Annotated in this window: 24 protein-coding genes and 4 pseudogenes; 18 read left to right on the forward strand and 10 right to left on the reverse strand. The window is 63.6% G+C overall.

All coding sequences use genetic code 11. The annotated features are described in order from the left end of the window. Window positions 1-50 precede the first annotated feature (50 nt). Entirely contained in the window at window positions 51-320 is a 270-nt protein-coding gene (locus XH80_RS16405; RefSeq protein WP_271599459.1) for a hypothetical protein, read from the reverse strand. 70 nt (window positions 321-390) lie between these two features. Continuing rightward, window positions 391-750, reverse strand: a complete 360-nt coding sequence (locus XH80_RS16410; RefSeq protein ID WP_271599460.1) for a BA14K family protein — start codon at window positions 748-750, stop codon at window positions 391-393. A 289-nt stretch (window positions 751-1,039) separates the two neighbouring features. Between XH80_RS16410 and XH80_RS16415 the strand changes: the two genes are divergently transcribed. The 10 genes from XH80_RS16415 to XH80_RS16460 all read left to right on the forward strand — a co-directional run bounded on the left by XH80_RS16415 (window position 1,040) and on the right by XH80_RS16460 (window position 12,094). Further along, window positions 1,040-2,815, forward strand: a complete 1,776-nt coding sequence (locus XH80_RS16415) for a thiamine pyrophosphate-requiring protein (RefSeq protein WP_271599461.1) — start codon at window positions 1,040-1,042, stop codon at window positions 2,813-2,815. Then, complete coding sequence (locus XH80_RS16420; RefSeq protein WP_271599462.1) at window positions 2,815-3,921, forward strand: enolase C-terminal domain-like protein; 1,107 nt, start codon at window positions 2,815-2,817, stop codon at window positions 3,919-3,921. The genes XH80_RS16415 and XH80_RS16420 overlap by 1 nt, the downstream gene beginning before the upstream one ends. Further along, window positions 3,918-4,880, forward strand: a complete 963-nt coding sequence (locus tag XH80_RS16425; RefSeq protein WP_271599463.1) for a hypothetical protein — start codon at window positions 3,918-3,920, stop codon at window positions 4,878-4,880. The genes XH80_RS16420 and XH80_RS16425 overlap by 4 nt, the downstream gene beginning before the upstream one ends. Beyond that, the gene (locus tag XH80_RS16430; protein ID WP_271599464.1) at window positions 4,873-5,523 is read left to right on the forward strand and encodes a gluconate 2-dehydrogenase subunit 3 family protein; all 651 of its coding nucleotides are present in this window, start codon (window positions 4,873-4,875) and stop codon (window positions 5,521-5,523) included. The genes XH80_RS16425 and XH80_RS16430 overlap by 8 nt, the downstream gene beginning before the upstream one ends. Next, a complete protein-coding gene (locus XH80_RS16435) occupies window positions 5,513-7,228 on the forward strand; it encodes a GMC family oxidoreductase (protein ID WP_271599465.1) in 1,716 nt (571 codons plus the stop codon). The genes XH80_RS16430 and XH80_RS16435 overlap by 11 nt, the downstream gene beginning before the upstream one ends. Continuing rightward, entirely contained in the window at window positions 7,200-7,649 is a 450-nt protein-coding gene (locus tag XH80_RS16440) for a PPC domain-containing DNA-binding protein (RefSeq protein WP_333968766.1), read from the forward strand. Before XH80_RS16435 ends, XH80_RS16440 begins: the two co-directional genes overlap by 29 nt. Window position 7,650: 1 nt before the next feature. Next, window positions 7,651-8,052: a sensory rhodopsin transducer gene (locus XH80_RS16445; protein ID WP_271599466.1), complete on the forward strand. Its 402-nt coding sequence runs from the start codon at window positions 7,651-7,653 to the stop codon at window positions 8,050-8,052. Between the two features lie 5 nt (window positions 8,053-8,057). Then, window positions 8,058-9,119: an SDR family oxidoreductase gene (locus XH80_RS16450; RefSeq protein ID WP_271599511.1), complete on the forward strand. Its 1,062-nt coding sequence runs from the start codon at window positions 8,058-8,060 to the stop codon at window positions 9,117-9,119. A 2-nt stretch (window positions 9,120-9,121) separates the two neighbouring features. Further along, window positions 9,122-10,909: a glycoside hydrolase family 15 protein gene (locus XH80_RS16455; RefSeq protein WP_271599467.1), complete on the forward strand. Its 1,788-nt coding sequence runs from the start codon at window positions 9,122-9,124 to the stop codon at window positions 10,907-10,909. Between the two features lie 444 nt (window positions 10,910-11,353). Further along, the gene (locus XH80_RS16460; RefSeq protein ID WP_271599468.1) at window positions 11,354-12,094 is read left to right on the forward strand and encodes a Crp/Fnr family transcriptional regulator; all 741 of its coding nucleotides are present in this window, start codon (window positions 11,354-11,356) and stop codon (window positions 12,092-12,094) included. Window positions 12,095-12,604: 510 nt separating this feature from the next. Here the strand turns inward: XH80_RS16460 and XH80_RS16465 are convergent. Next, window positions 12,605-12,919: pseudogene (locus XH80_RS16465) on the reverse strand (Ku protein); the annotation flags it as partial. 33 nt (window positions 12,920-12,952) lie between these two features. Between XH80_RS16465 and XH80_RS16470 the strand changes: the two are divergent. Both XH80_RS16470 and XH80_RS16475 read left to right on the forward strand, forming a co-directional pair. Beyond that, window positions 12,953-13,208, forward strand: a pseudogene (locus XH80_RS16470) (hypothetical protein); the annotation flags it as partial. Between the two features lie 39 nt (window positions 13,209-13,247). Continuing rightward, window positions 13,248-13,628 (forward strand): annotated as a pseudogene (locus XH80_RS16475) (Ku protein); the annotation flags it as partial. A gap of 52 nt (window positions 13,629-13,680) precedes the next feature. Here XH80_RS16475 and XH80_RS16480 read toward each other — a convergent pair. From XH80_RS16480 to XH80_RS16490, 3 genes and pseudogenes are all read right to left on the reverse strand, one after another. Beyond that, window positions 13,681-14,367, reverse strand: a pseudogene (locus XH80_RS16480) (VIT1/CCC1 transporter family protein); the annotation flags it as partial. A 49-nt stretch (window positions 14,368-14,416) separates the two neighbouring features. Next, on the reverse strand, window positions 14,417-14,983 hold the full coding sequence (locus XH80_RS16485) for a cytochrome b/b6 domain-containing protein (RefSeq protein ID WP_271599469.1): 567 nt from the start codon (window positions 14,981-14,983) through the stop codon (window positions 14,417-14,419). A 10-nt stretch (window positions 14,984-14,993) separates the two neighbouring features. Then, window positions 14,994-15,266 carry a PepSY domain-containing protein gene (locus XH80_RS16490; RefSeq protein WP_271599470.1) on the reverse strand — a complete coding sequence of 91 codons (273 nt, stop codon included), beginning with the start codon at window positions 15,264-15,266 and terminating at the stop codon, window positions 14,994-14,996. Window positions 15,267-15,414: 148 nt separating this feature from the next. Between XH80_RS16490 and XH80_RS16495 the strand changes: the two genes are divergently transcribed. From XH80_RS16495 to XH80_RS16510, 4 genes are all read left to right on the forward strand, one after another. Continuing rightward, window positions 15,415-15,729 carry a PepSY domain-containing protein gene (locus XH80_RS16495; protein ID WP_271599471.1) on the forward strand — a complete coding sequence of 105 codons (315 nt, stop codon included), beginning with the start codon at window positions 15,415-15,417 and terminating at the stop codon, window positions 15,727-15,729. After that, window positions 15,729-16,394: a response regulator transcription factor gene (locus XH80_RS16500; RefSeq protein ID WP_271599472.1), complete on the forward strand. Its 666-nt coding sequence runs from the start codon at window positions 15,729-15,731 to the stop codon at window positions 16,392-16,394. Before XH80_RS16495 ends, XH80_RS16500 begins: the two co-directional genes overlap by 1 nt. Further along, window positions 16,391-17,806 carry a sensor histidine kinase gene (locus XH80_RS16505; protein WP_271599473.1) on the forward strand — a complete coding sequence of 472 codons (1,416 nt, stop codon included), beginning with the start codon at window positions 16,391-16,393 and terminating at the stop codon, window positions 17,804-17,806. The genes XH80_RS16500 and XH80_RS16505 overlap by 4 nt, the downstream gene beginning before the upstream one ends. A gap of 96 nt (window positions 17,807-17,902) precedes the next feature. Continuing rightward, a complete protein-coding gene (locus XH80_RS16510; protein ID WP_271599474.1) occupies window positions 17,903-18,193 on the forward strand; it encodes a PepSY domain-containing protein in 291 nt (96 codons plus the stop codon). A 271-nt stretch (window positions 18,194-18,464) separates the two neighbouring features. Here the strand turns inward: XH80_RS16510 and rnk are convergent, their stop codons facing one another. Next, window positions 18,465-18,878: a nucleoside diphosphate kinase regulator gene (rnk, locus tag XH80_RS16515; protein WP_271599475.1), complete on the reverse strand. Its 414-nt coding sequence runs from the start codon at window positions 18,876-18,878 to the stop codon at window positions 18,465-18,467. Window positions 18,879-18,887: 9 nt separating this feature from the next. After that, window positions 18,888-19,358, reverse strand: a complete 471-nt coding sequence (locus tag XH80_RS16520) for a GreA/GreB family elongation factor (RefSeq protein WP_271599476.1) — start codon at window positions 19,356-19,358, stop codon at window positions 18,888-18,890. A gap of 486 nt (window positions 19,359-19,844) precedes the next feature. Here XH80_RS16520 and XH80_RS16525 point away from each other — a divergent pair, with 486 nt between their 5' ends. Together XH80_RS16525 and XH80_RS16530 are read left to right on the forward strand one after the other, a co-directional pair. Further along, on the forward strand, window positions 19,845-20,030 hold the full coding sequence (locus XH80_RS16525) for a hypothetical protein (RefSeq protein WP_271599477.1): 186 nt from the start codon (window positions 19,845-19,847) through the stop codon (window positions 20,028-20,030). Between the two features lie 226 nt (window positions 20,031-20,256). Next, window positions 20,257-20,517: a hypothetical protein gene (locus XH80_RS16530; RefSeq protein ID WP_271599512.1), complete on the forward strand. Its 261-nt coding sequence runs from the start codon at window positions 20,257-20,259 to the stop codon at window positions 20,515-20,517. 18 nt (window positions 20,518-20,535) lie between these two features. Here XH80_RS16530 and XH80_RS16535 read toward each other — a convergent pair whose 3' ends face one another. Together XH80_RS16535 and XH80_RS16540 are read right to left on the reverse strand one after the other, a co-directional pair. Next, a complete protein-coding gene (locus tag XH80_RS16535; protein WP_271599478.1) occupies window positions 20,536-21,303 on the reverse strand; it encodes a class I SAM-dependent methyltransferase in 768 nt (255 codons plus the stop codon). Window positions 21,304-21,568: 265 nt separating this feature from the next. Continuing rightward, window positions 21,569-22,357 (reverse strand): hypothetical protein, encoded by a 789-nt coding sequence (locus tag XH80_RS16540; protein ID WP_271599513.1) that lies wholly within the window; start codon window positions 22,355-22,357, stop codon window positions 21,569-21,571. Window positions 22,358-22,499 lie beyond the last annotated feature (142 nt).

Genomic DNA, 22,499 nt, shown 5'->3' on the forward strand with positions numbered 1-22,499 from the left:
TCCCTGCAGATCGCCCGCTATCGTCCTGGCCGCGAGATCGGCGCGGTTGATCACGTCCTCCATCTCATTCGACGGAGTCGTACCGAAACGCACCCGGCCGCTGCAAGCAATGCGAACAGAAGAAGCAGGGTCAAAGCGACGGAAGCTGCCCTGGGAAGTCCGCACCAGCGCAACGGGTGGCTGAGCAAATCCAGCACAACGGACAGCAGCGTCGCACCCACCGCGACCAGGACGACCGAGCGAAAATACCAAGGCAGGAACGGAAGCGCGGCGATCGCCACCGCGATCGCGACGCGCTTCGTGAATTCGGCCCTGTCCATTCGCACGTCTCCACTCGGCTCCTAAAAAGCCGCACGGGAAGCACGGCTTTGGAAACGCGGAAAACCCTGGCTATGGACAGGGATGACGGGCGCCGTCGTACCCGAGATAGGTGCCGGATGCAGGGTCATAGGATTTGTAGCGCTGCGCGCAATATGCACCCGCGTCTGCCCTTGCCTCACTGTTCGCGATCGCGCTTCCGATGAGAGCTCCAGCGGCTAGACCACCGACGACTGCGGCGCCCGGTCCGTAATCCCGGTGCCAGTAGGGTCGGTGCCACCCGTGCCAATGCCTGTACTGCACGGTTTGGACGGATGCGCCGACCGGGCCGATCACGGAAGGAACGATCGGCGCAGCAAGCACGGCCGAGCCCGACGTGACCGAGATAGCCGCGACGGAGGTGAGAATCAGAAAAGAACTTCGCAAGCTCATGCATGGCTCCTTGATTGGGTGGTGTGCCGGTGAACGAGCAGTCATGGAGTTGCGTTCCGATTGGGCGTTGCGTAGCCCGAGCGTCAGACCGTCGCACGTCCGACTTCTCCGGACCCAGGAAGTTGTCCGCGCCGCGAGCGATTCGGTCCGTCCGCTAACGTACAATGCAGCGGCGATTTCCTGCTCTGAGCGACCTTAATAAGCGGTAAGCCTGCAACGTTTGCGGAGAGTGCACGTTGGCTCCTCATGTCAGTTTCGCCGCTTTCGGCGCCATCATCGAGATTATCCAATGAACATCAGCGAATATGTCTGGCATCGCCTGTCCGAATGGGGTTTGAAGCGCGTCTATGGTTATCCCGGCGACGGCGTTGGCGGTCTCGATGTCGCCCTCGAAAAGGCCAAGGACAAAATGGACTACGTCCAGGTTCGCCATGAGGAGATGGCGGCCTTCATGGCCTCGGCCCACGCCAAGTTCACTGGCGAAGTCGGCCTTTGCTACGCGACATCAGGCCCTGGCGCGATTCACCTGCTCAACGGACTTTACGACGCCAACATGGATCACGTTCCCGTCGTTGCGCTGGTCGGTCAGCAGGCGCGCAGCGCAATCGGCGCGAGCTATCAGCAGGAGGTTGACCTCCAGACCTTGTTCCAGGGTGTGACCGAATACGTCGCGATGGCAAGTGTTCCCGAGCAGGTCCGCCATTTGATCGACCGGGCGGTCCGCATTGCGCACACCAAGCGCGCCGTCACCTGCGTGATCTTGCCCAACGATCTGCAGGAGCTCGACTACAAGGATCCGCCGCTGGCCCACGGTGCGACCCACACCGGCGTCGGTTATGCCGGACCGGCAAAGCTGCCGGACGAGGCCACGCTTCGAGCCGCGGCCGACGTTCTCAACGCCGGCAGCAAGGTTGCCATGCTCGTCGGTGCCGGCGCGCTTGATGCGACGGACGAGGTGATCGAAGTTGCCCAGCGCGTGCAGGCGGGCGTCGCCAAGGCGCTGCTCGGCAAGGCCGCCGTGCCGGACGACCTGCCGTTTGTCACCGGCTCGATCGGGCTGCTGGGAACGCGTCCAAGCTGGGATCTCATGAAGAACTGCGACACGTTCTTGATGGTGGGCTCCGCCTTCCCCTACAGCGAGTTTCTGCCCAAGCCGGGCGATGCGCGCGGCGTGCAGATCGACATCGACGGCAGCCGGCTCAGCCTGCGCTATCCGATGGAGGTCAACATGGTCGGTGACAGCGCAACGACGTTGCGCGCGCTGCTGCCGCTGCTCACGCAGAAGAAGGAGTCGTCCTGGCGCCGCGATATCGAGAAGGGCATGGCCGATTGGTGGGACACGCTGAAGGCACGAGCGATGAACTCGGCCGAACCACTCAATCCGCAGCGGGTGTTCTGGGAGTTGTCGCCGCGGCTGCCTGATAACGCCATCATCACCGCCGATTCCGGCTCGGTCGCCAATTGGTACGCGCGCGATCTCAGAATGCGGCGCGGCATGAAAGCGTCGCTGTCGGGCGGTCTTGCCTCTCTCGGCGCCGGCACACCTTACGCGCTTGCAGGAAAGATGGCCTACCCTGAGCGCACCGTGATCGCCTGCATGGGCGACGGCGCGATGCAGATGAACGGCCTCAACGTCATGATCACCATTTCCAAATACTGGAAACGCTGGTCGAACCCGCGGCTGATCGTGCTGGTGCTCAATAACCGCGATCTCAATCAGGTGACTTGGGAAGAGCGCATCATGCTCGGCGCCGGAAAGACCGAGTCGACCCAGAGCATTCCGGATTTCCCCTATCACCGCTACGCCGAGCTGCTCGGCCTGAAAGGCATCTTCGTCGACAATCCTGATCGCGTCGGTGCGGCGTGGGACGAGGCGCTCGCGGCCGATCGGCCAGTCATCCTCGAGGCCTATACCGACCCCAACGTGCCACCGCTCCCCCCGCACATTACTCTGAAGGACGCCAAGAACTTCGTCAGCATGATCCCATCCGAGCCGGAATTGGGGAGCGTGCTGAAGAACAGCGCCAAGGAGCTGCTGACGAGTGTTCTGCCGGGAAAAGACTGATGCTGTGCGAGGTCCCAATCCGGAGCGTGCGCGCGCAGGCGTACACGGTGCCGACTGATCGCCCCGAGGCGGACGGAACCATAGCTTGGAATTCCACCACCCTCGTGCTTGTCGAGGTCGAGGGTGGTGGACGGGTCGGCCTCGGCTACACCTATGGCGGTGCCTGCATCTCGGGACTGATCCGCGACAAGCTCGCCGCGGTGATCGCGGGCAAGGACGCGCTCGCGCCGCAGGCCTGTTTCGAAGCGATGCAGCGGGCGGTCCGCAACCTCGGGCGTGAGGGCTTGGCTGCGACGGCCATCTCAGCGGTCGACACTGCCCTGCATGACCTCAAGGCGCGTCTGCTCGATCTGCCGCTCGTCGTTGCTCTGGGCGCGCGCCGCACCTCGATTCCAATCTATGGCAGCGGCGGCTTCACCACTTACTCCGACGACGAGCTGGAGCAGCAGCTCGGCGGCTGGGTCGCGAAGGACGGCTGCGCTTACGTCAAGATGAAGATCGGCTCCGAGCCGGAGCGGGATCCGCATCGCGTCGCGGTGGCCAGGCGCGCGATTGGCGATGCGGCCCTGTTCGTCGATGCCAACGGCGCCTGCACCCCCAGGCAAGCGATCAGGCTGGCGGACATCTTCAGCGAACAGGACGTCAGCTGGTTCGAAGAGCCCGTATCGTCCGACGATCTGCCCGGCCTGGCCATGGTGCGGCAGCACACACCCGATGGAATGGACGTGGCGGCCGGCGAATATGCCTATACTGCCGATTATGTGCGCACCATGCTTGCGGCCGGTGCTGTCGACGTGCAGCAGGCGGACGCGACGCGGTGCGGCGGCGTCACCGGCTTTCTCGGGATTGCGGCGCTCTGCGATGCCTTTCACGTCGACCTCTCCGGTCATTGCGCGCCGGCGCTGCATCTCTCTGTCGCCTGTGCCGCGCCGCGAATGCGCCATCTCGAATGGTTTCACGACCATGTCCGGATCGAGCGCATGTTTTTCGACGGCACGCCGCAGCCGCGCGATGGCCGGATCGCACCCGATCTGACGGCGGCGGGAAACGGCCTGGTGTTCAAGCGCGACGATGCCGCCGCGTATGCCGTATCGGAGGCAGCATGAGGCAACCGGCGGAACGCGATCTGCTTGCTCTGGCCGGGATCGCTACATCCGGCGTGGCGCTTGTCTCGCTGCTTTCGGCAACCGCGGCGGCTCGCAGGTCCGGCTCGCGCCTCGCGCCGCGTCGCATGCGTGCGGGCCGCGCAGCCACAGTCAAAACCGCGCGGGAGCTCAACCGGGCTGCGGGAACGCTCGCCGCCTCCGTGCTCGCCGATTCCAGCGTCGAGCATTACCGCGGCTCTTTCAAGAACAAGGCGATGTACACCCCCCTTGCCGTTTCGGCGCTGACCCTGGCGATGAGCCTCCACGGCACCGCCGACATGCGTCCGCTCGCCCACGAGGCCCGCGACGCGACCTATTTGCTGGCGGCCGCGACGGGGCTGGTCGGCTCGGGATTCCATCTCTACAACGTCGGCAAGCGCGTGGGCGGCTTCAGCTGGCAGAACCTGTTTTACGGCGCGCCGATCGGCGCGCCGATGGCGATCCTGCTCTCCGGGCTGCTCGGCTTCTGTTCAGAACGGGTGCGGGAAGCGAGGCGAACGCGGCCGCGCATCTTCGGGCTGCCGGCGGGACGCACGATCGCCGCCGTTGCGAGCGCAGGCCTGCTCGGCACGACCGGTGAGGCCGGCCTGCTGCATTTCCGCGGAGCCTATCACAATCCTTTTATGCTTCTCCCGGTGACGCTGCCGCCGATCGGCGCAGCGCTGCTGCTGTCGGTGGCCGGGGGCGGCTCCGGCAGGACGCATCGCTTCACCCGGTGGTGGATGCGTGTGCTGACGGCCATGGGCGCGGCCGGTGTCGGCTTCCACGCGTACGGCGTGTCGCGAAACATGGGCGGCTGGCGCAACTGGAGCCAGAACATCTTGAACGGACCGCCGATCCCTGCGCCGCCGAGCTTCGCCGGCCTCGCATTGGCCGGCCTTGCCGCACTCGGTCTCATGAGGGCGCATCCCGATGCATGAACGTCGCGACCGCTATCCCGAATATGAGGTGCTCGCCAAATGGTCGGGACCATCGTGGAACGACAAGACGCGCGAGGTCATCACGCGGCGGCTGTCGATCGTGCCCGAGCCGCGCTTCTTCACGCGCGACGAATACGACACCGTCGTGGCGATCGCAGATCGCATCGTTCCGCAGCCGCCCGATCGTCCGCCGGTGCCGATCGCCGCGCTGGTCGATCGCAAGCTGGACGCGCAGATCATGGACGGCTTTCGCCGGCCCGGCGTGCCCCGAGACGGTGATGCATGGCGGCTGGGCCTCAAGGCGCTGAATGCGGAGGCCTCGGCCGCGTATGGCGAGCGCTTTGCAGCGTTGCCAGAGGGCCTGCAGGACAAGCTGCTCCGCGCCGCGCAAAGCGGTGAATTGAAAGCGGCCGAATGGGGCAGCTTGCACTGCGACGCCTTCTTTAGGCATCGCATGGGACGGGACATCGTGCTCGCCTATTACGCTCACCCGACGGCGTGGAGCGAGATCGGCTGGGGCGGTCCTGCCAGTCCACGCGGCTACGTGCGCCTCGATATGGACGAGCGCGACCCCTGGGAAGCCGCCGAGGCGAAAGACGGCAATGATGCTGCAGCACGCCGGAGCAATCGCCGTGTCCGATGATCCCCTGCATGTGCCCCGCGCGTGCGATGGCCGGGCCCCCGACGTGTTCCGTCCGGGCGGCTGGATGCCGATGCGGCAATACCGCGAGAGCGAGCCGGTCGATTTCGCCATCGTCGGCACGGGCGCAGGCGGCGGTACGCTCGCCTGCAAGCTGGCCGAATACGGCTTCTCGGTCGTTGCGTTCGACGCCGGCCCTTATTTCAGGCCGCTCGAGGATTTCGCCTCCGACGAATCCGAGCAGACCAAGCTCTACTGGACCGATGATCGTATCGTCGACGGCGCCAATCCGCTGCAGCTCGGCAGCAATAACAGCGGCAAGGCGGTGGGCGGCTCGACGGTGCACTTCGCAATGGTCTCGCTGCGCTTCCGTCCCGAATGGTTCAAGTCGCGCACCCTGCTCGGCTACGGCGCCGACTGGCCACTCGATTGGCGCGACATGTGGGACTACTACACCGAAGTCGAGCAGGCTCTGAAGATCTCCGGACCCGTGACCTATCCCTGGGGACCGCCGCGTCCGCGCTACCCTTATCGCGCCCATCCCTTGAACGGCGCGGCGCGAGCCCTGGCCAAGGGTTGCGAAGCGCTGGGCATCAAATGGACCGAGACGCCGCTTGCGACGCTGTCGGCGCCGCGAGGTCTGGCCCATCCTTGCGTCTATCGCGGCTTCTGCGTCACCGGCTGTTCGACCAACGCCAAGCAGAGCGCGCTGGTCACATGGATTCCGCGTGCGATCGCCGCAGGCGCTGAAATCCGGGATCTCGCGATGGTCGGTCGCGTCGAAGTCGAGCCGTCAGGGCTCGTGTCCGGAGTTCACTATCATCGGGACGGCGCGTGGCGCTTTCAGCGCGCACGCAACGTCGTCGTCGCGGGCTATGCCATCGAAACGCCGCGGCTTCTTCTGAATTCCGCGACGTCTCGCTTTCCGGACGGCCTCGCCAACAGCTCGGGCCTGGTCGGAAAGAACCTGATGGCGCAGTCCAATCAGGCGGTATGGGGCCGGCTGGAGCACGAGGTTCGCTCCTATAAAGGGCCGCCGTCTCTCGCCATCACCGAGCACTGGAACTACGAAGACAAGGGTAAGGATTTCTTCGGCGGCTATTCCTACATGAGCCAGGGCCCGCTACCGCAGCTCTGGGCGAACACGCTGTTCAGCGCTCGCGGCCTATGGGGCGAGAGCCTGGTCGAGGCCATGAAAGACTACAATCACGTCGTCGGCCTCAAGATCGTCGGCGAGATGCTGCCTCAGGAATCCAATCGGGTGACCCTGGCCGACGAGGTCGACCAGTATGGCTTGCGAATTCCCCGCGTCACATATTCCTGGTGCGACAACGACAAGCGTCTGATCGATCACTCCCTCAAGTTCATGAGCTGCGCGCTGGAGGCAGTCGACGCAAGCGACATCTGGATCCAGGACGACGATACCTGTCATCTCAATGGCACGGCGCGCATGGGGAACGATGCCCGGACCAGCGTCGTCGATGCGGACTGTCGCAGCTGGGACATTCCGAACTTGTGGATCTGTGATGGCTCGGTGTTTCCGACGGTCGGAGGCGCCAACCCGTCGCTGACGATTCAGGCGATCGCGTGCAGGACCGCGGACCGCATTCGCGTTCTGGCGCGTCAAGGAGAGATCCGGCTCTGGCGCGACTCGAATGTCTCCTGCAACGGAAAGAGGAATGCAAATGAGACACAAAGTTCTGAATGAAAGCGGAGGCCAGCGCACCTTAGCCGTGGTGCTCGAGACCGGCGAAGAGGCGATGGAGCGCCTGTCCGCCTTCGCGAAAGAGCAAAGACTATCGGCCGCGCAGATCACCGGGATCGGCGCCTTCGGCGAGGTCGTCCTGAAATACTTCGACTGGGAACGAAGGGAATACTTGAGCAACCACGTGGGAGAGCAGGTCGAGGTGGCTTCTCTGATCGGTGACGTCGTCCTGGATCCCTCGGGCGAGCCTTCCGTTCACGTTCATCTGGTGGTCGGCCGGCGGGACGGGACGGCCTTGGCCGGACACTTGGGATCGGGCCTGGTTCGCCCAACGCTCGAGATCATCATCGAGGAGAGCCCTGCACATCTGCGCAAGAGAAAGGATCCTCAAAGCGGACTGGCGCTGATCAGGTTGGAGAACTGACATGCGAGTTATCGGCTGCACGGTCTGGGCCATCCCGGAAGGTTACATTCCCAGCGACAGCGTCAGCGACGCCCATGATCTCGTCTCCCACGAAGCGGCATGCTTTCTGAACACGGGCGATCGGGATGCCGAGGTGAAGATCACCTTGTTCTTCGAGACCCGCGAGCCCGTCGGTCCGTATCTGGTGACCGTGCCTGCCAGACGCACTCTCCATATGCGCTTCAACGATCTCGACGATCCCGCTCCGGTGCCCCGGGACACAAGCTACGCCTCTCTCATCGAGGCCAATGTCCCCGTCATCGTTCAACATACGAGGCTCGACTCCCGACAACCGGGAATGGCGCTGCTCACGACCATTGCCTTTCCCGCGCTCGAGGACATCGGCCAAGGAGCGAAGCCATGAACGACTTGCCGGTGAAGCCAAGCAAGGTGGTCGTGATAACGGGGGCCTCCGCAGGTGTCGGACGTGCGATCGCGCATCGATTCGCCCGCGCTGGGTTCTCCATGGGGCTCGTGGCCCGCGACGCGGCAGCTCTCGAGGACGTGCGGGACGAGATCGAAAAGCTCGGAGGGACCGCCATCGTCCTGGCCTTGGATGTGGCAGACGCCGCTGCAGTATTCACCGCGGCCGACCGAGTGGCAGCAACTTTCGGGCACATCGACGTATGGGTAAACGACGCCATGGTGACCGTGTTTTCCCCCACTTGGAAAATCACTGCGGACGAATTCCGACGCGTGACCGAGGTCACCTACCTCGGGTTCGTTCACGGCACGATGGCCGCCCTACGTCACATGCGGCCGGCCAATCGAGGATCGATCATTCAGATCGGGTCGGCGCTGTCCTACCGGGGCATCCCTTTGCAATCAGCCTACTGCGGAGCAAAACATGCGATCAGAGGTTTCACGGACTCCCTCCGCAGCGAACTGATCCACGAACGGAGCCGGATCAATCTCACCATGCTCCAACTGCCCGCGGTCAACACCCCGCAATTCGACTGGGCGAGAGCGCACATGGCGCGAGCTCCGCGGCCGGTCGCCCCGGTGGTCGAGCCCGAGGTTATCGCAGACGCCGTGTTCGAGGCCGTATGCAAGCCCGCCCGGGAGTACTGGATCGGGTTGAGCACCGTGAAGGTCATTCTGGGCAACATGGTCATGCCGAGCTTCCTAGATAGATATCTCGCGAAGGTCTGCATCGGAGGCCAGCAGACCGACGATCCGATCGGTCCCGATCGGATCGACAATCTGTACGAGCCGGTGCATTCGCTTCACCGCACCCGCGGCAGTTTCAGCGCCGAATCCGGGACAACCGTACCTATCTCGCCCGGTACGCTCGACCGTTGGGCACCGTACGCCGTCACCCTTTTGGGTGGTACCGTGCTGGGACTGCTTCTTGTCTGGGCCTGGCCCGGTGGCAGTCGGGCGGCAGTGCGTGCGGAGCAGCGGCGCACCGGCCGGTTCGAGGCGCGCTGATCGTGCCTCGGTTCATCGAAGACTACGGGCTGATCGGAGACGGCCAGACGACGGCGCTCGTCGATCGCAGCGGTTCGATCGACTGGCTGTGTTGGCCTCGATTCGATTCCGATGCGTGCTTCGCCGCCCTGTTGGGAACCTCCGCGCATGGCCGCTGGAAGGTGGCGCCGAGCACGTCCTATCGTTGCATCCATCGCCGCTACCAGGCCAATACCCTGGTCCTTGAGACCGAGCTCGAGACGTCTTCGGGGTCCATCAGACTCGTCGATTTCATGCCGGTCCACGACGGGGCTTGCGCCGTCGTGAGAGTGATCCAGGGCCTTCGAGGAAAGGTGCAGGTCCGAAGCGAGCTGGACCTTCGCTTCGACTACGGATCATTGAGGCCCGCGCTCGAGGTCCAAGGTGAGCGCGCGGTCGCTTTCGTGGGACCGGACCTGGTCGTCCTGCATTCGCCAACCCTACTCCGACGGGAGGGCTCCATCGTCATGGCGGAGCTGGAGATCAAGGAGGGAGAGCAGGTCGATTTCTGCCTGCGATACGGTCTCTCCACCGCCGATCCGCCGCCCCCGTTGGGAGCGAAAAGCAGTCTGTCCGCAACTCAGCAATATTGGCGCTCCTGGATCGAACAGTTCCGGATTAAGACGAAATGGCAGGAGGCAGTTCGGCGCTCTCTTCTTACCTTGAAAGCCATGATCTTCCGCCCCTCCGGCGGCATCATCGCCGCACCGACGACTTCTCTTCCGGAGGCCATGGCGGGCGACATGAATTGGGACTACCGCTATTGCTGGCTTCGCGACGCGACCTTCACTCTGAGCGCTCTTCTGGACGCCGGCTACCATGAGGAAGCCAAGTCCTTTCGTGACTGGCTTCTCAGAGCGGCGGGCGGCGAGCCGGACAAGATGCGGATCATGTACCGCGTCGACGGTTCAAGACGTCTTGAGGAATGGGTTGCATCCTGGCTGCCGGGATTCAATTGGGCTGAACCGGTCCGCATCGGCAACGCGGCCGCCTCTCAATTCCAGCTCGACGTCTATGGGGAGCTGGTGGATTCCGTTTCCGCCGCCGCCAAGGCAGGGATCAGCCCTTCCGAGCGGGAGATCGCGCTGATCACGTCCATGGTCGAACACGTCGAGCGGGTTTGGGACCTTCCGGATCATGGGCTCTGGGAGCTCAGGGGAAAACCACGTCACTACACCTATTCGAAGGTCTCCGCCTGGGCGGCCGTTGATCGTTTCGCCAGGCGCCAAGACCTCCATTCTCAGTCGGACCAGGGCCAAATCGATCGGATGCGCGCGCTGAGAGACAGGATGCATCGCGAAATCTGCGATCGCGCGTTCGATCCATCGCTCGGCACGTTTGTCGCGTTCTACGGCAGCGATAAGGTCGATGCGAGCCTGCTGAATCTCCCCCTTGTCGGCTTCCTACCGGTGACGGATGCACGCATTTGCAAGACCGTCGCCACGATCGAGCGCGAGCTGGTTCACGACGGTTATGTTCACCGCTGGGGACCTAGGCACGAGGCCAGGGAAGCCGCTTTCCTGGCTTGCAGCGGCTGGCTTGCTGACTGTCAACTGATGCAGGGCAGGAGGGGCGAGGCGGAGAGGACCTTTGGACGGCTTCTCGATGCGGCAAACGATCTCGGCTTGCTGTCGGAAGAATACGATGTACGTGCAGAACGGCTTGCCGGCAACTTTCCTCAGGCGCTCAGTCATATTGCGCTGGTGCGCACGGCCCTCCGCTTCGGCGAACAAGCGTCGAACAGGGGCGAAGGGCATGAGGCCATGGCTTGATCCTCCGTCGCATTGACAGTCCGCCCTGTACCGGGGGGCGCGAGTTTCCCTTTCTGCCGGCTCTCGAATTCCGCGGCGGCGGATTGCGCTGACATCGCGCGGCGCACTCCGGTCGGAGAGAACGACCGGCTGGATGCTTCGGAGGTCAGCCCCGGCGGCCCCGGCGGCAGCGACGAAATCGACGATCTTGGCGTCCAACTGCGTTTGGCGTCGACGTGGCCCTGGCTTGCGTGAGAGATTCTTGATCCCGCAATGCACCCTGATGCCATCAGCGGTTTCCCAAATGAGCTTCAAGACGTTGCGCAACCGGATGATGCGATGATCCATCTTGGGTATTTCAGTACCGCTCTACTTTGGACGCGATCATACGCACCTCGCGGCGAGGAACTTGGGAGAGCCCGTCCCTGTTTGGACTCCCGTCGTTCGTCAGGGAAACCGTTAGAGATGATGGAAGCCGGAAGTCAAAATCCAGTTCATGTGGTTCCGGTGCGTAACAGACTTCTGCGCCTCATCCCGCAAAATGAGCTTTCGGCGGTCCTCTCGAGATCTGAAGCGGTGCGGATTCTCCCGCGCCAGATCCTGCATCATTGGCGGTTGCCTATGGAATACGTGTACTTCCTGGAGCGCGGGTTGGTGTCCGTCTCGGCGCGGGTCGAGCACGATCGATTTGTCGAGGCCTGGCTCATCGGCTCCGAGGGGATGATCGGTGCTCCCCTGGTCTTGACGGAGATCGATCAAAGTCCTCCTCATCGCCGCGTCGTGCAAGTGTCCGGAACCGCGCTACGGATGTCTGCGCGCGAGTTTCTTTCCATGTTGCCGGAGCTCCCCAACCTCAAGCGGATCCTTCTCAGATATATCGACGTGGTGCTGCTGCAGACGTCGCAGTCGGGCGTCTGCAATGCCGTTCATTCCCTCAAGCAACGGTTGGCGCGGTGGCTGCTTGTGGCCAGCAACGCACTTGAGGACGACAAGTTGCCGCTCACCCACGAGGTGTTGAGTCATCTGCTGGGTGTTCGACGCGCCAGCGTGACCGAATGTCTCGAGGTGCTTGAGAAAGATGGATTGATCCACAGCTCACGTGGCCTCGTCAGTATCCTCGATTCCCGGGCATTGCAGCGGGTCTCCTGTACCTGCTTCGACACGATCGCGCGGGAATATCGAAGGCAGTTGAATCCAGAGGAATGATCAAAAGAACCCGCTAGAGACACCTCGTCCCGAAGTTGAGCGAAGGAGTTGGAACGCTTGCCAGCTCTATAACGGAGAGCGCGCGTCGTGAGCGGCCGAATCGCTCCGGTCTTGATCGGAGCCTCATCTCGCTCCGGCCAAGAACGTTGACGGGGGTCGAGGACGTTCGCACTCAACGCACCGGACGCTCTAACCGTCCCGAATGCTGCTAACCCGATCGAGAGGGGCGCTGCTCATTCGGGTGCAGATATCGGTCGGTCCTAAAGCTTCGGCCTACGACACGAGATGGCTCGTCGCCTCCAAGAACATCCCAGCGTGTCACCTCTCCCTCTCGGCGAAAATGAATGTCGAACCGTAGCTTCCCGATTCTAAGATCTGCGAGTGTGATATCGGGCAACCAATCCGGCAGCACAGGGTCCACGTATAGCCGTTCTTCTGCCGCGTTGGGCTGAAGGCCCAAGATCGCTTGCAGGAAAAGAAACGCCGAGCCGGCTGCCCACGCCTGCGGCAGCCGATGGCGACCTTGTCCATCTCGCGGATGGTCTCGCGGATCACCGCGAAGGCGTCGTGGCCGACCTTGCCGTCTGGCCGGATGTAGTACGGCCGGATCAGGTAGCGCGGGTCGATGTCGGTCTTGTCGACGAACTCGTCGATCTCGATGGTGCGCGTGGACTCGAGCGCGATCTCCTCGAGCTCCTCTTTGGTCACCTCGATGTACTGCCCCTTGTCGAGCTCGTAGCCCTTGACGATGTCCTCGTTGGGCAACTCGTCGCCAGTGTCGGCGTCGACCTTCAGGTACTTGATGCGGTGCCCGGTCTGATCATTGTCGAAGCCCGCGATAGGCAGAGGAGGGCGGGAGTGAACTTCCAGGTCACTGTGCTCAAGATCCTGGTGAGCTATCCCTACGGGATCGCCGTCATGGCGGACCTCAAGCCCGATATGGCGATTCTGGCGACGAGCGGGCGCGACTGGGCCGAGCGGACAAAGCGCCTTGCGGCTCGCGTGCCCACTCTCGACATCTTCTGGCAAGGTCTAGTCGAGCGTCTGAATGGCGGCTGGCGGATCACCGAGAAGGGCCGCGCATTGCTCGAGCTCATGGAAGCGAAGCCTGGCGAGATGCGGACGGAGAGCTCTGCGCCCGCAGCGGAGACTTCGGCTAGTGCTGACCAACCGCGAGCATATCATCGCGCTCGAGGCCCGCGACAAGGGGCTGATCGGCACGCTGCTGCGCTATCCGTACGAGGTCAGGAGCGAGCAGGAGTAGACGAGATCCAGGACGTGAAGGTCACCAAGGACATGCTCGATCTCGCCAAGCACATCGTGAACCAGAAGGCGGGGCGCTTCGATCCGGAGAAGTTCGAGGATCACTACGAGAGCGCGCTCGTCGAACTCATCAACAAAAACGCGCCGGAAAGGTCATCCGACCCAGCGGCCGGAGGGCGAGAACGTTGTCGATCTGATGGACGCGCTGCGGAAGAGCATGGGCGGCGCTGCGGCCGACACGGCGGCGCAGAAGAAGCCCGCCAAGAAGCCTCTGGGTGGGGCGCGGCGAAAGTCCGCCGAGCCCTTCTGGGCTCTAACCGACACAGGTGCGCGAGCCAATATGCCGCTCCGGCCGCGAGTCCTCCGACCAGCAGCGTTTGCAGCGCGGACTTGGTCTTGTTGACGCCGGTGAAATGGCCTTTGACAGCCCCGAAGCAGAGCAGGGCGACACCGGTCGCGGCGACCGAAATCCGTAGGGCGGTCCAGATGTTCGGGGTGAACATGTACGGCACTAGCGGAATCAGGCCGCCGACCACGTAGGAGCCGCCGATGGTGGCCGCGCTGATGGGTGCCCGCTTCGGGTCGGGACGTTCCAGTCCCAGTTCGAAGCGCATCATGAAGTCGACCCAACGCTGCCGGTTGGACGCAATCGCGCCGACGACGGAGTTCAGCGCCTCGCCTTGGAGACCGTACTCGCGGAAGATCTGCTCCACCTCCTCGATCTCCCGTTCGCGCAGGTGATCGATTTCGTGATGCTCGCGCTGCTCCTCGGCGGCGTAGTGCTCGGCGTCGGTCCGCGCCGCGAGATAACCGCCGAGTCCCATCGCGATCGAACCAGCGACGACCTCGGCCAGGCCGGCGGTGACGATGACGTCCGTGTTGGCCACCGCCGCCGAAAGACCGGCAGCCAGCGCGAACGGCACCGTCAAGCCGTCGGCCATCCCGATCACGACGTCGCGGACGCTTTCGGAAGATGTGAAGTGCTTTTCGATATGAGGGGTGGCTGGCACAGGGAGGCTCCCGATCAGACGTTGGTGGGTTCTGTTCGGTGAGGGCTGCCTAGTCAGCAGCCCTCTTGCGGCCGGAAATCATGGACGCGACCAAGTTTTCGCGATGCTCGAAGCTGGCGATCAGCACGCCGACGACATGCGCCACGACCAGGCCGACGGTCAGGTTGGCGAGGAATTCATGGATGTGTTCGACCAGCTTCGAGCCCCAGTAGGCGTCCGTCGTCATCATGTAGCCCGTGGCGCACGTGCCGACCAGCGCGACGAGGAGCGCGACGATCATGGCTCCGCCGGCGGGGTTGTGCCCGATGTAGCGGGGCGCCCTCAGCAGAGCGAGGTCGCGCAGATAGGCGAGCACCTCGCGGGGTGGACGAACGAAGTTCGAGAATCGGGCGTGCCGCGGCCCGACGAAGCCCCAGACGATGCGGATCGCGAGAAGGCCCGCGATGGCGTAGCCGGCGGCGACGTGTACCCGCTCGATCTCGTCACCGGTGGCGTAGGCCCCCACGAAAAAGGCGACCAGCGACCAATGGAAGATCCGGACCAACGGATCCCAAACCTTGACCATGGCCGGCGGCATCGCTCCGCCGGCTCCGATCGTGTTGCTCACGGTTCTCATTTGCGAACCACTACATCTGGCCGACGATCTGGCCGTTGGTCGGGTCGACGAACAGCTCGACCCGATTGCCGTTCTTGTCGAGCGTGTAGAGCTCGCCGCAGGCGTTCTTGAGCTTGGCCTTCTGGACCTTGTAGCCCTGGGCCTCGACCTTCGTCTGCAACTGCGGCATCGGCAGCCACTGGGCCTCGGGGGCCGACGTGCACGGCTTGCCGAGGCTGCCGGCCTGGGCGGTGGCCGCCCCGAGCGTCACGGCGGCGACGGTAAGAATGGCGATCTTGCGCATAGGTATCTCCTGACGGTGGCCGGCCGCACCATGCGCCGGCGATGTGGGGCAACCTGCCAGAAGCGGGCTGACCGACGCCTGTTGAGCCAAGTCAGCTATTTGTCAGGTGATGTCTGGCATCCATATCTTCCGGATGACGAGTTGCTTCATGGCCTTACGCCCGCACCGACTTCGGACCCTGATCCTTGCTGCCGCCATCTTGGTTGCGGGCGCCGGGGCGCCGGCATTCGCCCGCGATCACGACGACGCACGACGAGCCGTCGAGGCCGGCGAGATCCGCCCGCTCGCAGACGTTCTGAACGCCGTCAAAAGCAAGCTCCCTGGCGACGTTGTCGGCGTGAAGCTCGAACGGGAAGCCGGCGTTTGGACCTACGAATTCCGTGTCATCGACGACAAGGGGCGGCTGTTCGAAATCCACGTCGATGCCCACAGCGGGGAAGTCGAGTGGACAAAGGAGAAGTGATGCGCGTTCTTGTTGTCGAGGATGACCCGAGGATCGCGTCCGACGTCGCGCGCATGCTCGAAGCCTCGGGCTACGTGGTCGAAACCGTCGCCAACGGCGAGGACGCCTGGTTTCTTGGCGACACCGAGGATTTTGGAGCCGTCATCCTCGACCTCGGACTGCCGGGTATGGACGGCCTCGCGGTCCTGAAGCGCTGGCGCTCCAATGGACGCCACATGCCCGTCCTCATCCTCACGGCGCGGGGTAGCTGGGCGGAGCGCGTAGACGGGATCGATGCCGGCGCCGACGACTACCTGCCGAAGCCGTTCCGGATGGAGGAATTGCTGGCGCGGCTGCGGTCTATCGTGCGGCGCTCGGCGGGATATGGCTCCTCGGTCATGACCGCCGGCGAGATCGTGCTCGACGAGCGGCAGATGAAGGTGACACGCCGCGGCGTGCCGATCGCGCTCTCGCCGCTCGAGTACAGGCTAGTCGCCCATCTCCTCCGGAATCGCGGCCGGGTCGTCTCGCAGCAGGAGATCGACGAGAACGTCTACGGTCACGGCGAGGAGCACGACTCCAACACGCTCGAGGTGCTCGTCGGCCGCGTGCGCAAGAAGCTGGGTGCGGATGCCATCGAGACGCGGCGCGGCTTCGGCTATCTGATGCCCGAGGAACCCGCATGAACTGCCACTCGCTCAGGCTGCGGCTGGTCGCTGGCGGGGTCATCGCGATCCTGATCGCGCTTGCGGTCGCCGGCGGCGCGCTCGTCGTGGTCTTCGAACGCCATATCTCGCGCACCCTTGCCCGGGATCTCGACGTCCATCTAAAGCAGCTTCTCGCGGGCATCGACGTCGACCCGCAAGGCAAGCTGGTGTTGACGCAGACGCCGGTCGATCCGCGGTTCGCGGATCCTCTTTCCGGGCTCTATTGGCAGGTCGGCGACGACCGCGGGCAGGTCCTGCGTTCGCGCTCCCTATGGGATTCCGCCATGACGCTCCCGGCCGACCGGCTGGGGCCTGGCGAAACACATCAGCACGAAGCGTCGGGACCGGGAGGCCAGCGCGTGCTGGTCGCCGAGCGCGCCGTTACGCTTTCCGCGGACGGGAAGCCGGTGATCGTCCGCCTCGCCGTCGCCGAGGACTTGGCGAGGGTGTCGGCGGCAACCTTGGCGTTCGCCAAGGACCTTGCCACCGCGCTCGTTCTGCTCGGCTGCGTGCTGGCCGCTGCGACGTGGATCCAGATCGGCGTCGGCTTGCGTCCGCTGGCCGGACTGCGTCGCGGAGTGGGCGATGTCAGGGCTGGACGGATCCGGCATCTGCCGTCTTCGGTGCCTCCCGAAGTGCTGCCACTGGTGGAGGAGGTCAACGCGCTGATCGATGCGCAGGAGAGCGAAATCGAACGGTCCCGCGGACGCGCCGCGGACTTGGCGCACGGGCTGAAGACACCCCTGGCCGCTCTTGCTGCCGATGCGTCGCGCCTCCGGGAGCGGGGCGAGCGCGCCATCGCCCAGGATATCGAGGCCGTCGGCGAGGCGATGGGGCGCCATGTGGACCGCGAGCTCGCCCGGGCGAGGGTCCGCGGCCGCGCCAGAGGTAGCGCCCCGGCATCCACTCCCGTAAAGCCGCTGGTCGGATCCATCGTTGCGACTTTGTCGCGTACTCCCGACGGCGGACGAGTGAGACTCGAAGACTTGGTCGCCGACGGTGTTTGCCTCCCCTTCGACAGAACCGACCTCGCGGAAGTCCTCGGGAATCTGATGGAGAACGCCGCTCGGCACGCCGCGGGACGCGTGCGCATTGCCACCGATGGAAGCCGGCCATCCCTCGTCGTCGAAGACGACGGCCCAGGCATCGAGCCGAACCAGATGTCGCGCGTGCTCGAGCGGGGCGCCCGCCTCGACGAGCGAGGTGGCGCAGCGGGCCTAGGTCTCGCCATCGCGCAAGACGTTCTGGACGCCTACGGGTGGGGATTGGAGCTCTCCACATCGGAGCTCGGCGGCCTGAAGGCGGCAATCGCTCCGAGTCCTGCGTTGCTCGAGAAGTTAAGCGTTACGGCCGAAAACGCGGTGCCGTCCACGACTGTTGCGCAAGCCTGACGATTTGCTGACATCGGCCGTCAGCGTCGTGAGGGCCGGGCTGGAGTAACGGTTGCGCATGCGGCAGACGCCGCGCCTCCAAAACGAGAGATCAAAATGCGCAAGCCAGTCATTTACGCCGCCATCGCCCTGTTCGCCGCTTCGACCGGCATCGCCTTGGGCGAAGACGCCGATACCCCTTTCCACCGGACCCCGCGAACCGGGGCGATGGCGCAGGACCAGATCAAACGGCAGATCGAGGTTCTCGGTTACGATCTCGGCAGCTTCGAGCTGGACGACGGGGTCTTCAAGGCCCGCATCGTCGACCGTGAAAGCGGACTCCCAGTGAAGGCGAAATTCGATACCGTCACCGGCGAGTTGCTCCGGGCCGCTCCCGGTTCTCGATGACCATCGATGCCGGTCGGGGGACCGGATTCTTACGGTCCCCCTTGCGTTCGATGGAGCTGCCAGCACGCGAGCAACACATCTGGCCGCATATAGCGCTGTATCACCCCGATGGCGCTCGGGGGTGCGAGCGCTGCTCCCACAAATCTCTGACTTTAACGAGAGTTCAGCAACCTTAACGGGAATCCTTCCCTCTCCGCCATAATAAAACGGCTTCGAGAAAGCCCCGCAAAATCAGGTCTTACTGCACGCCAGAGGTCGATCTGTCCGGCTATCATTCCGAAACCGCCAGAACGGTCAGACTCCTGGTGCGCTTGCCGGGTGTCTCGAACTCGATCCGCTGCCCCACTGACAGCCCGATCAGGGCCGCGCCGACAGGCGTTAAGATCGATATCCGATCGAGTTCGGAGTCCGCTTCGTGCGGGTACACGAGCACGATATCCCGACTCGCACCCGTTGCGTCATCTCGATAGCTCACTTTCGATCCCATCCGGACTACGCCTCCCAAGTCGTTCTCCTCCGTCAGCGTTGCACGATCCACCTCGCGGGAAAGGAATTGGGCAAGACCAGGGAATAGATCCGTGATCGAGTCCGCCAGGGAGCTGAGACGCCGTGATTCGTCCTCGGTCATCCGGATCGGTGGCAAAAGCTGCTGTTCAGGACTCTTCTCGTCTTCGAAATTGTCCATTGATCTCTCCTATGCCGCAGATGGTCCTGGGTCATCATCAAACTGCCCGCTCTGCCGGCGCGCCGCCCTGCGCACGAGTGGCACTACCTTTGCATCTGGCTGGGTCACGTTTTGAATCCTGACGACGTTCAAACAGCCGGCAACGAAGTATGGCATTTGATCGCCGACCTGGAGTCCAATCAAAGCCGCACCTAGGGGTGTCAAAACTGAAATGCGCGCCAGATCCGCTTGGCACTCGTCGGGCCAAACCAGCTGGACGGTCCGCCGAGGAACGCCCCAGTTGGTGGAATAGGTGACCCATGATCCTATGGTCACCAATGAGGGAATGCCCTCCGGCTCATCGGGTACGATCTCGGCCCTGTTGATCTCACCCATAAGGAAGATGCCGTCCAAGTCTCCTTGTTGGGCGGCAAGGCGGGCGAGCTGTTCGAGCCTCGGATAGTCAGATGCGGTGAGCGCGATTTTTGGAAGAGGCAGCATGACAAACCTCCTTCTTCAATACGATCTCGCGGGTGAGATCACGAAAGCTGCAAGAGAGCCCGGACGGCGCGCACACCGTCCGGCTAACCGCCTGCGTGAAGGAGGCCGGCGTGAAGACCAAAACGCGCCGTGCGCGTATCAATGTTGATCATATAAGCCATAGCGCAGCTAATATAGGACCCCGGCCGGTCGGCGACATTGCGGCGAAACCGCACAGTCACGTGCAACACGGAAGCCGGAGTCAAAGAGCACCGCCGGTTGCGAAAGGGGTCGCACGACAGGACACCGAGATCCAGAAGGAAGACTCGAAGGCTGCCGGGCGTCGCTAGGCGGCGTCGCTGCTGATTCATGCTTCAGCGGAGTCGAGAATGACAAAGACAGTCATCCGTGTGCGGAAAATTGTTCGACGGTCTAAGCGACACGATACGGGGGCCGTCTGAGATCTTGATAGAGGACGGCGCCAACCGGCTCGGCTGAATTCTTCGAATGAGAACTCCAAGGAGGCGCTCCCCGCTGAAGCAAACGCCGGAGTTCGTCGACGGCCTCTCCACGCATTTCGAGCTCCTCGACGGCCGCGACAACCTAGTTGCGATCGAGCACGTCCAGAAGATCGTTGATGGTCCGCTCGCAATCCCGCTCGCCGGGCTCCACGTAGCGCGCCAGGATCGCTGAGCCCGCTCGACAGCTTGCAGCACCTGCTTCTCGGCGCTCATCGACCAACTCCACGCAACACACTCTTCGATTCAATCTGGCCGCGGCTCCCTTGTTCCGAAAGCGGTAGAGCAGGGAACACGTGGAAAAGACCAGTGCCGGCGATTCCGAATCCCTGGGCTGTGGTAGCAGCGCGGAACGCACCCTGATCCTCAAGGATTCGTGGAGTGCACCAGGAGCGATCTCGATGCTGATGACGAAGGAAAGACGGCCTGCGATCCGGACGCTGCGTGGCTGGGCGATCGGCGTACTGCAAGAGGCCGGCGCTATCCGCGAATGCGAGGAGCACGGCTGGATGCAGGACCGCGCCGATCCCCATGCCCGCGAGCGCGCCTTCGATTTGGCCCGCCGCGAACCGCCGCCCGGTGTCTCGCCGGCGGACGCCGTCGCGGAGGTACGCGACGTCCTGAATTCGATCGGCGATACCTGCCCGGAGTGTCCGAACTGAGATTGTTGAAGCTATGGCTCAGCCCGGAGCCGAAGCCGTTCCGACGTAGGCCTCCTGCGGGAAGGAGAATTCGCCCCCTTGCAGCATCGTAGGATCGGACGCGTCCGCGACTTGCGAGGCGACCTTGTCGATCAGCGCCTGACGTTCGGACTCCGGACGATCACCAAGCAGCGCTGCCATAGGCGTCGCGAGAAGCTGGAAGCGCACGTAATCGAGAACAGACGGGAAAGCGATGCGCTGGACGACGGTATCGACCTTGACGTCCTCGAACGCTGCGTCACGCAGGAGCTCCTCCAGATCGCGCGCTGCAGCGAACGAATGCTCGCCGCGCTTGATCCTTGAGGCCTCGCTCCCGAAGACGCGATCGAGCGCTTGCACGAAGGCGTGGGCACCGGGAGTCTTTTCGATCGGGCTGTAGACGCTCACCGCTAGGCGCCCGCCCGGCAACAGCACGCGACGCATCTCGCGCAGAGCCTTCTTCTGGTCAGGAAAGAACTGCAGACCCAATTGACAAAGCACGACATCGAAAGCGCCCGCTGCGAACGGCAGATCCAAGGCGCTTCCTTCGATGAATTCGATCGTACCGTCGCCGCCGGGAACCGTGCGTGCCACGGCCAGCATCCCTTTGTTCAAATCGAGCCCGGTGACCCTGCCGCGCCCGGTCCGATGGCTCGCGAGGCGGGCGACGATCCCCGTGCCGCAAGCCACGTCGAGGACCTTCTCCTCGGCCCGCACCCCGGCGCGTTCGACGAGATCGGCCGCCCATTTGACGGTGATCGCGGGCACAAGATAGCGTTCGTAGAGCTCCGGCGCGCTGCCGTCGAGTTGCCAATGGGAAAGACCAGACATCGCATTCCCTCCAGCTTCGGTCCGGCTCGGTATAGCATAAGCACCCAAGGAGGGCGCAGCCAACCCGACCTTCTATCACCGGGAACGCGCAAGTGCGGACGGAGGCGCCCCATTTCGCTCCAACGCGCCCGTCCTGTTCGACTTCAGCTTCGCGCGGCTTTTCTGGGAGGCACACATCGACACATGCGAAGTTGCCAGAGGCCTACGGGGTCCACCCCCTGGTGGCGAGCAAGATGCCGTGGTTTCTGCCTTCATCGTTCAGGTGGTAGATGCGAAGCTCCGACCAATCCACCAGCGCGCGAAGATCGGCAAGAGACGCGGGATTTACCTTTTCGTAGACCTGCGTCGCGAACAGAAGCGGCCGTCCCGAGAATGTACGCTCGATGCGGCTGACGACCTCGCCGATTGGGGGCGTCGTCCGTCGCAAATCCAGCCCGATCCGCTCATCCAGGGCGGTACCCCACGGCGGCGCTACAAAAACGACGACGCCACGATCCGTCGGGATATGGCGGCTTTCCAGCAGCGTCTGGTAATCGCCCTGCACCAACTCGATGTTCCGGTCGAGAACCGCGATGTTGCGATTGCTCAGCGCATAGACGAGAGGATCGAGCTCGAAGGCAATGCCTTCGGCTTTGACGAGATGCCTGAGGATCCAATAGAGCGTGTTGCAAGACCCGGCGAACGGGTCGATGACGGCGAAGCCGGACGTCGACGGCATCTTCGCGGCAAGAGAAGCGACATCGCTCCCGATGAGATCCGCGAGCGCGTCGCGCGTGCACTCCACCGCTGTTCGGCCGAGCAATCGAATGCCGCGACCGTACCATTGCGCAGGCGGCATCCCATAGATCCTGACGTATTCGGCGTCGCCGAAGCTGTCGCTGCCATATCGTCGGACCTCCTCCAAGGTCAGTACCTCGTTACGTTTCGCGCCATGCAGAAGCAGCGCGCGGTCATAGGCGACATCCTCACCATTCCCCTCGCGTCCTTCCATTTCCGCCACCCTTCCGTGCCATCGTCATTCGGAGTAGAATAACGGCAGCATTATCGCTCGGCCAGTCCGAGCCTGGCGTGCAGCGGCTGACGGCCTTCACCCGCTTTTCCTTCAGGGTCTGACTAGGCGGTCAGGTGTTCGA

The sequence above is a fragment of the Bradyrhizobium sp. CCBAU 45384 genome (assembly GCF_028128665.1).
GTDB classification, from domain to species: Bacteria; Pseudomonadota; Alphaproteobacteria; order Rhizobiales; family Xanthobacteraceae; genus Bradyrhizobium; species Bradyrhizobium manausense.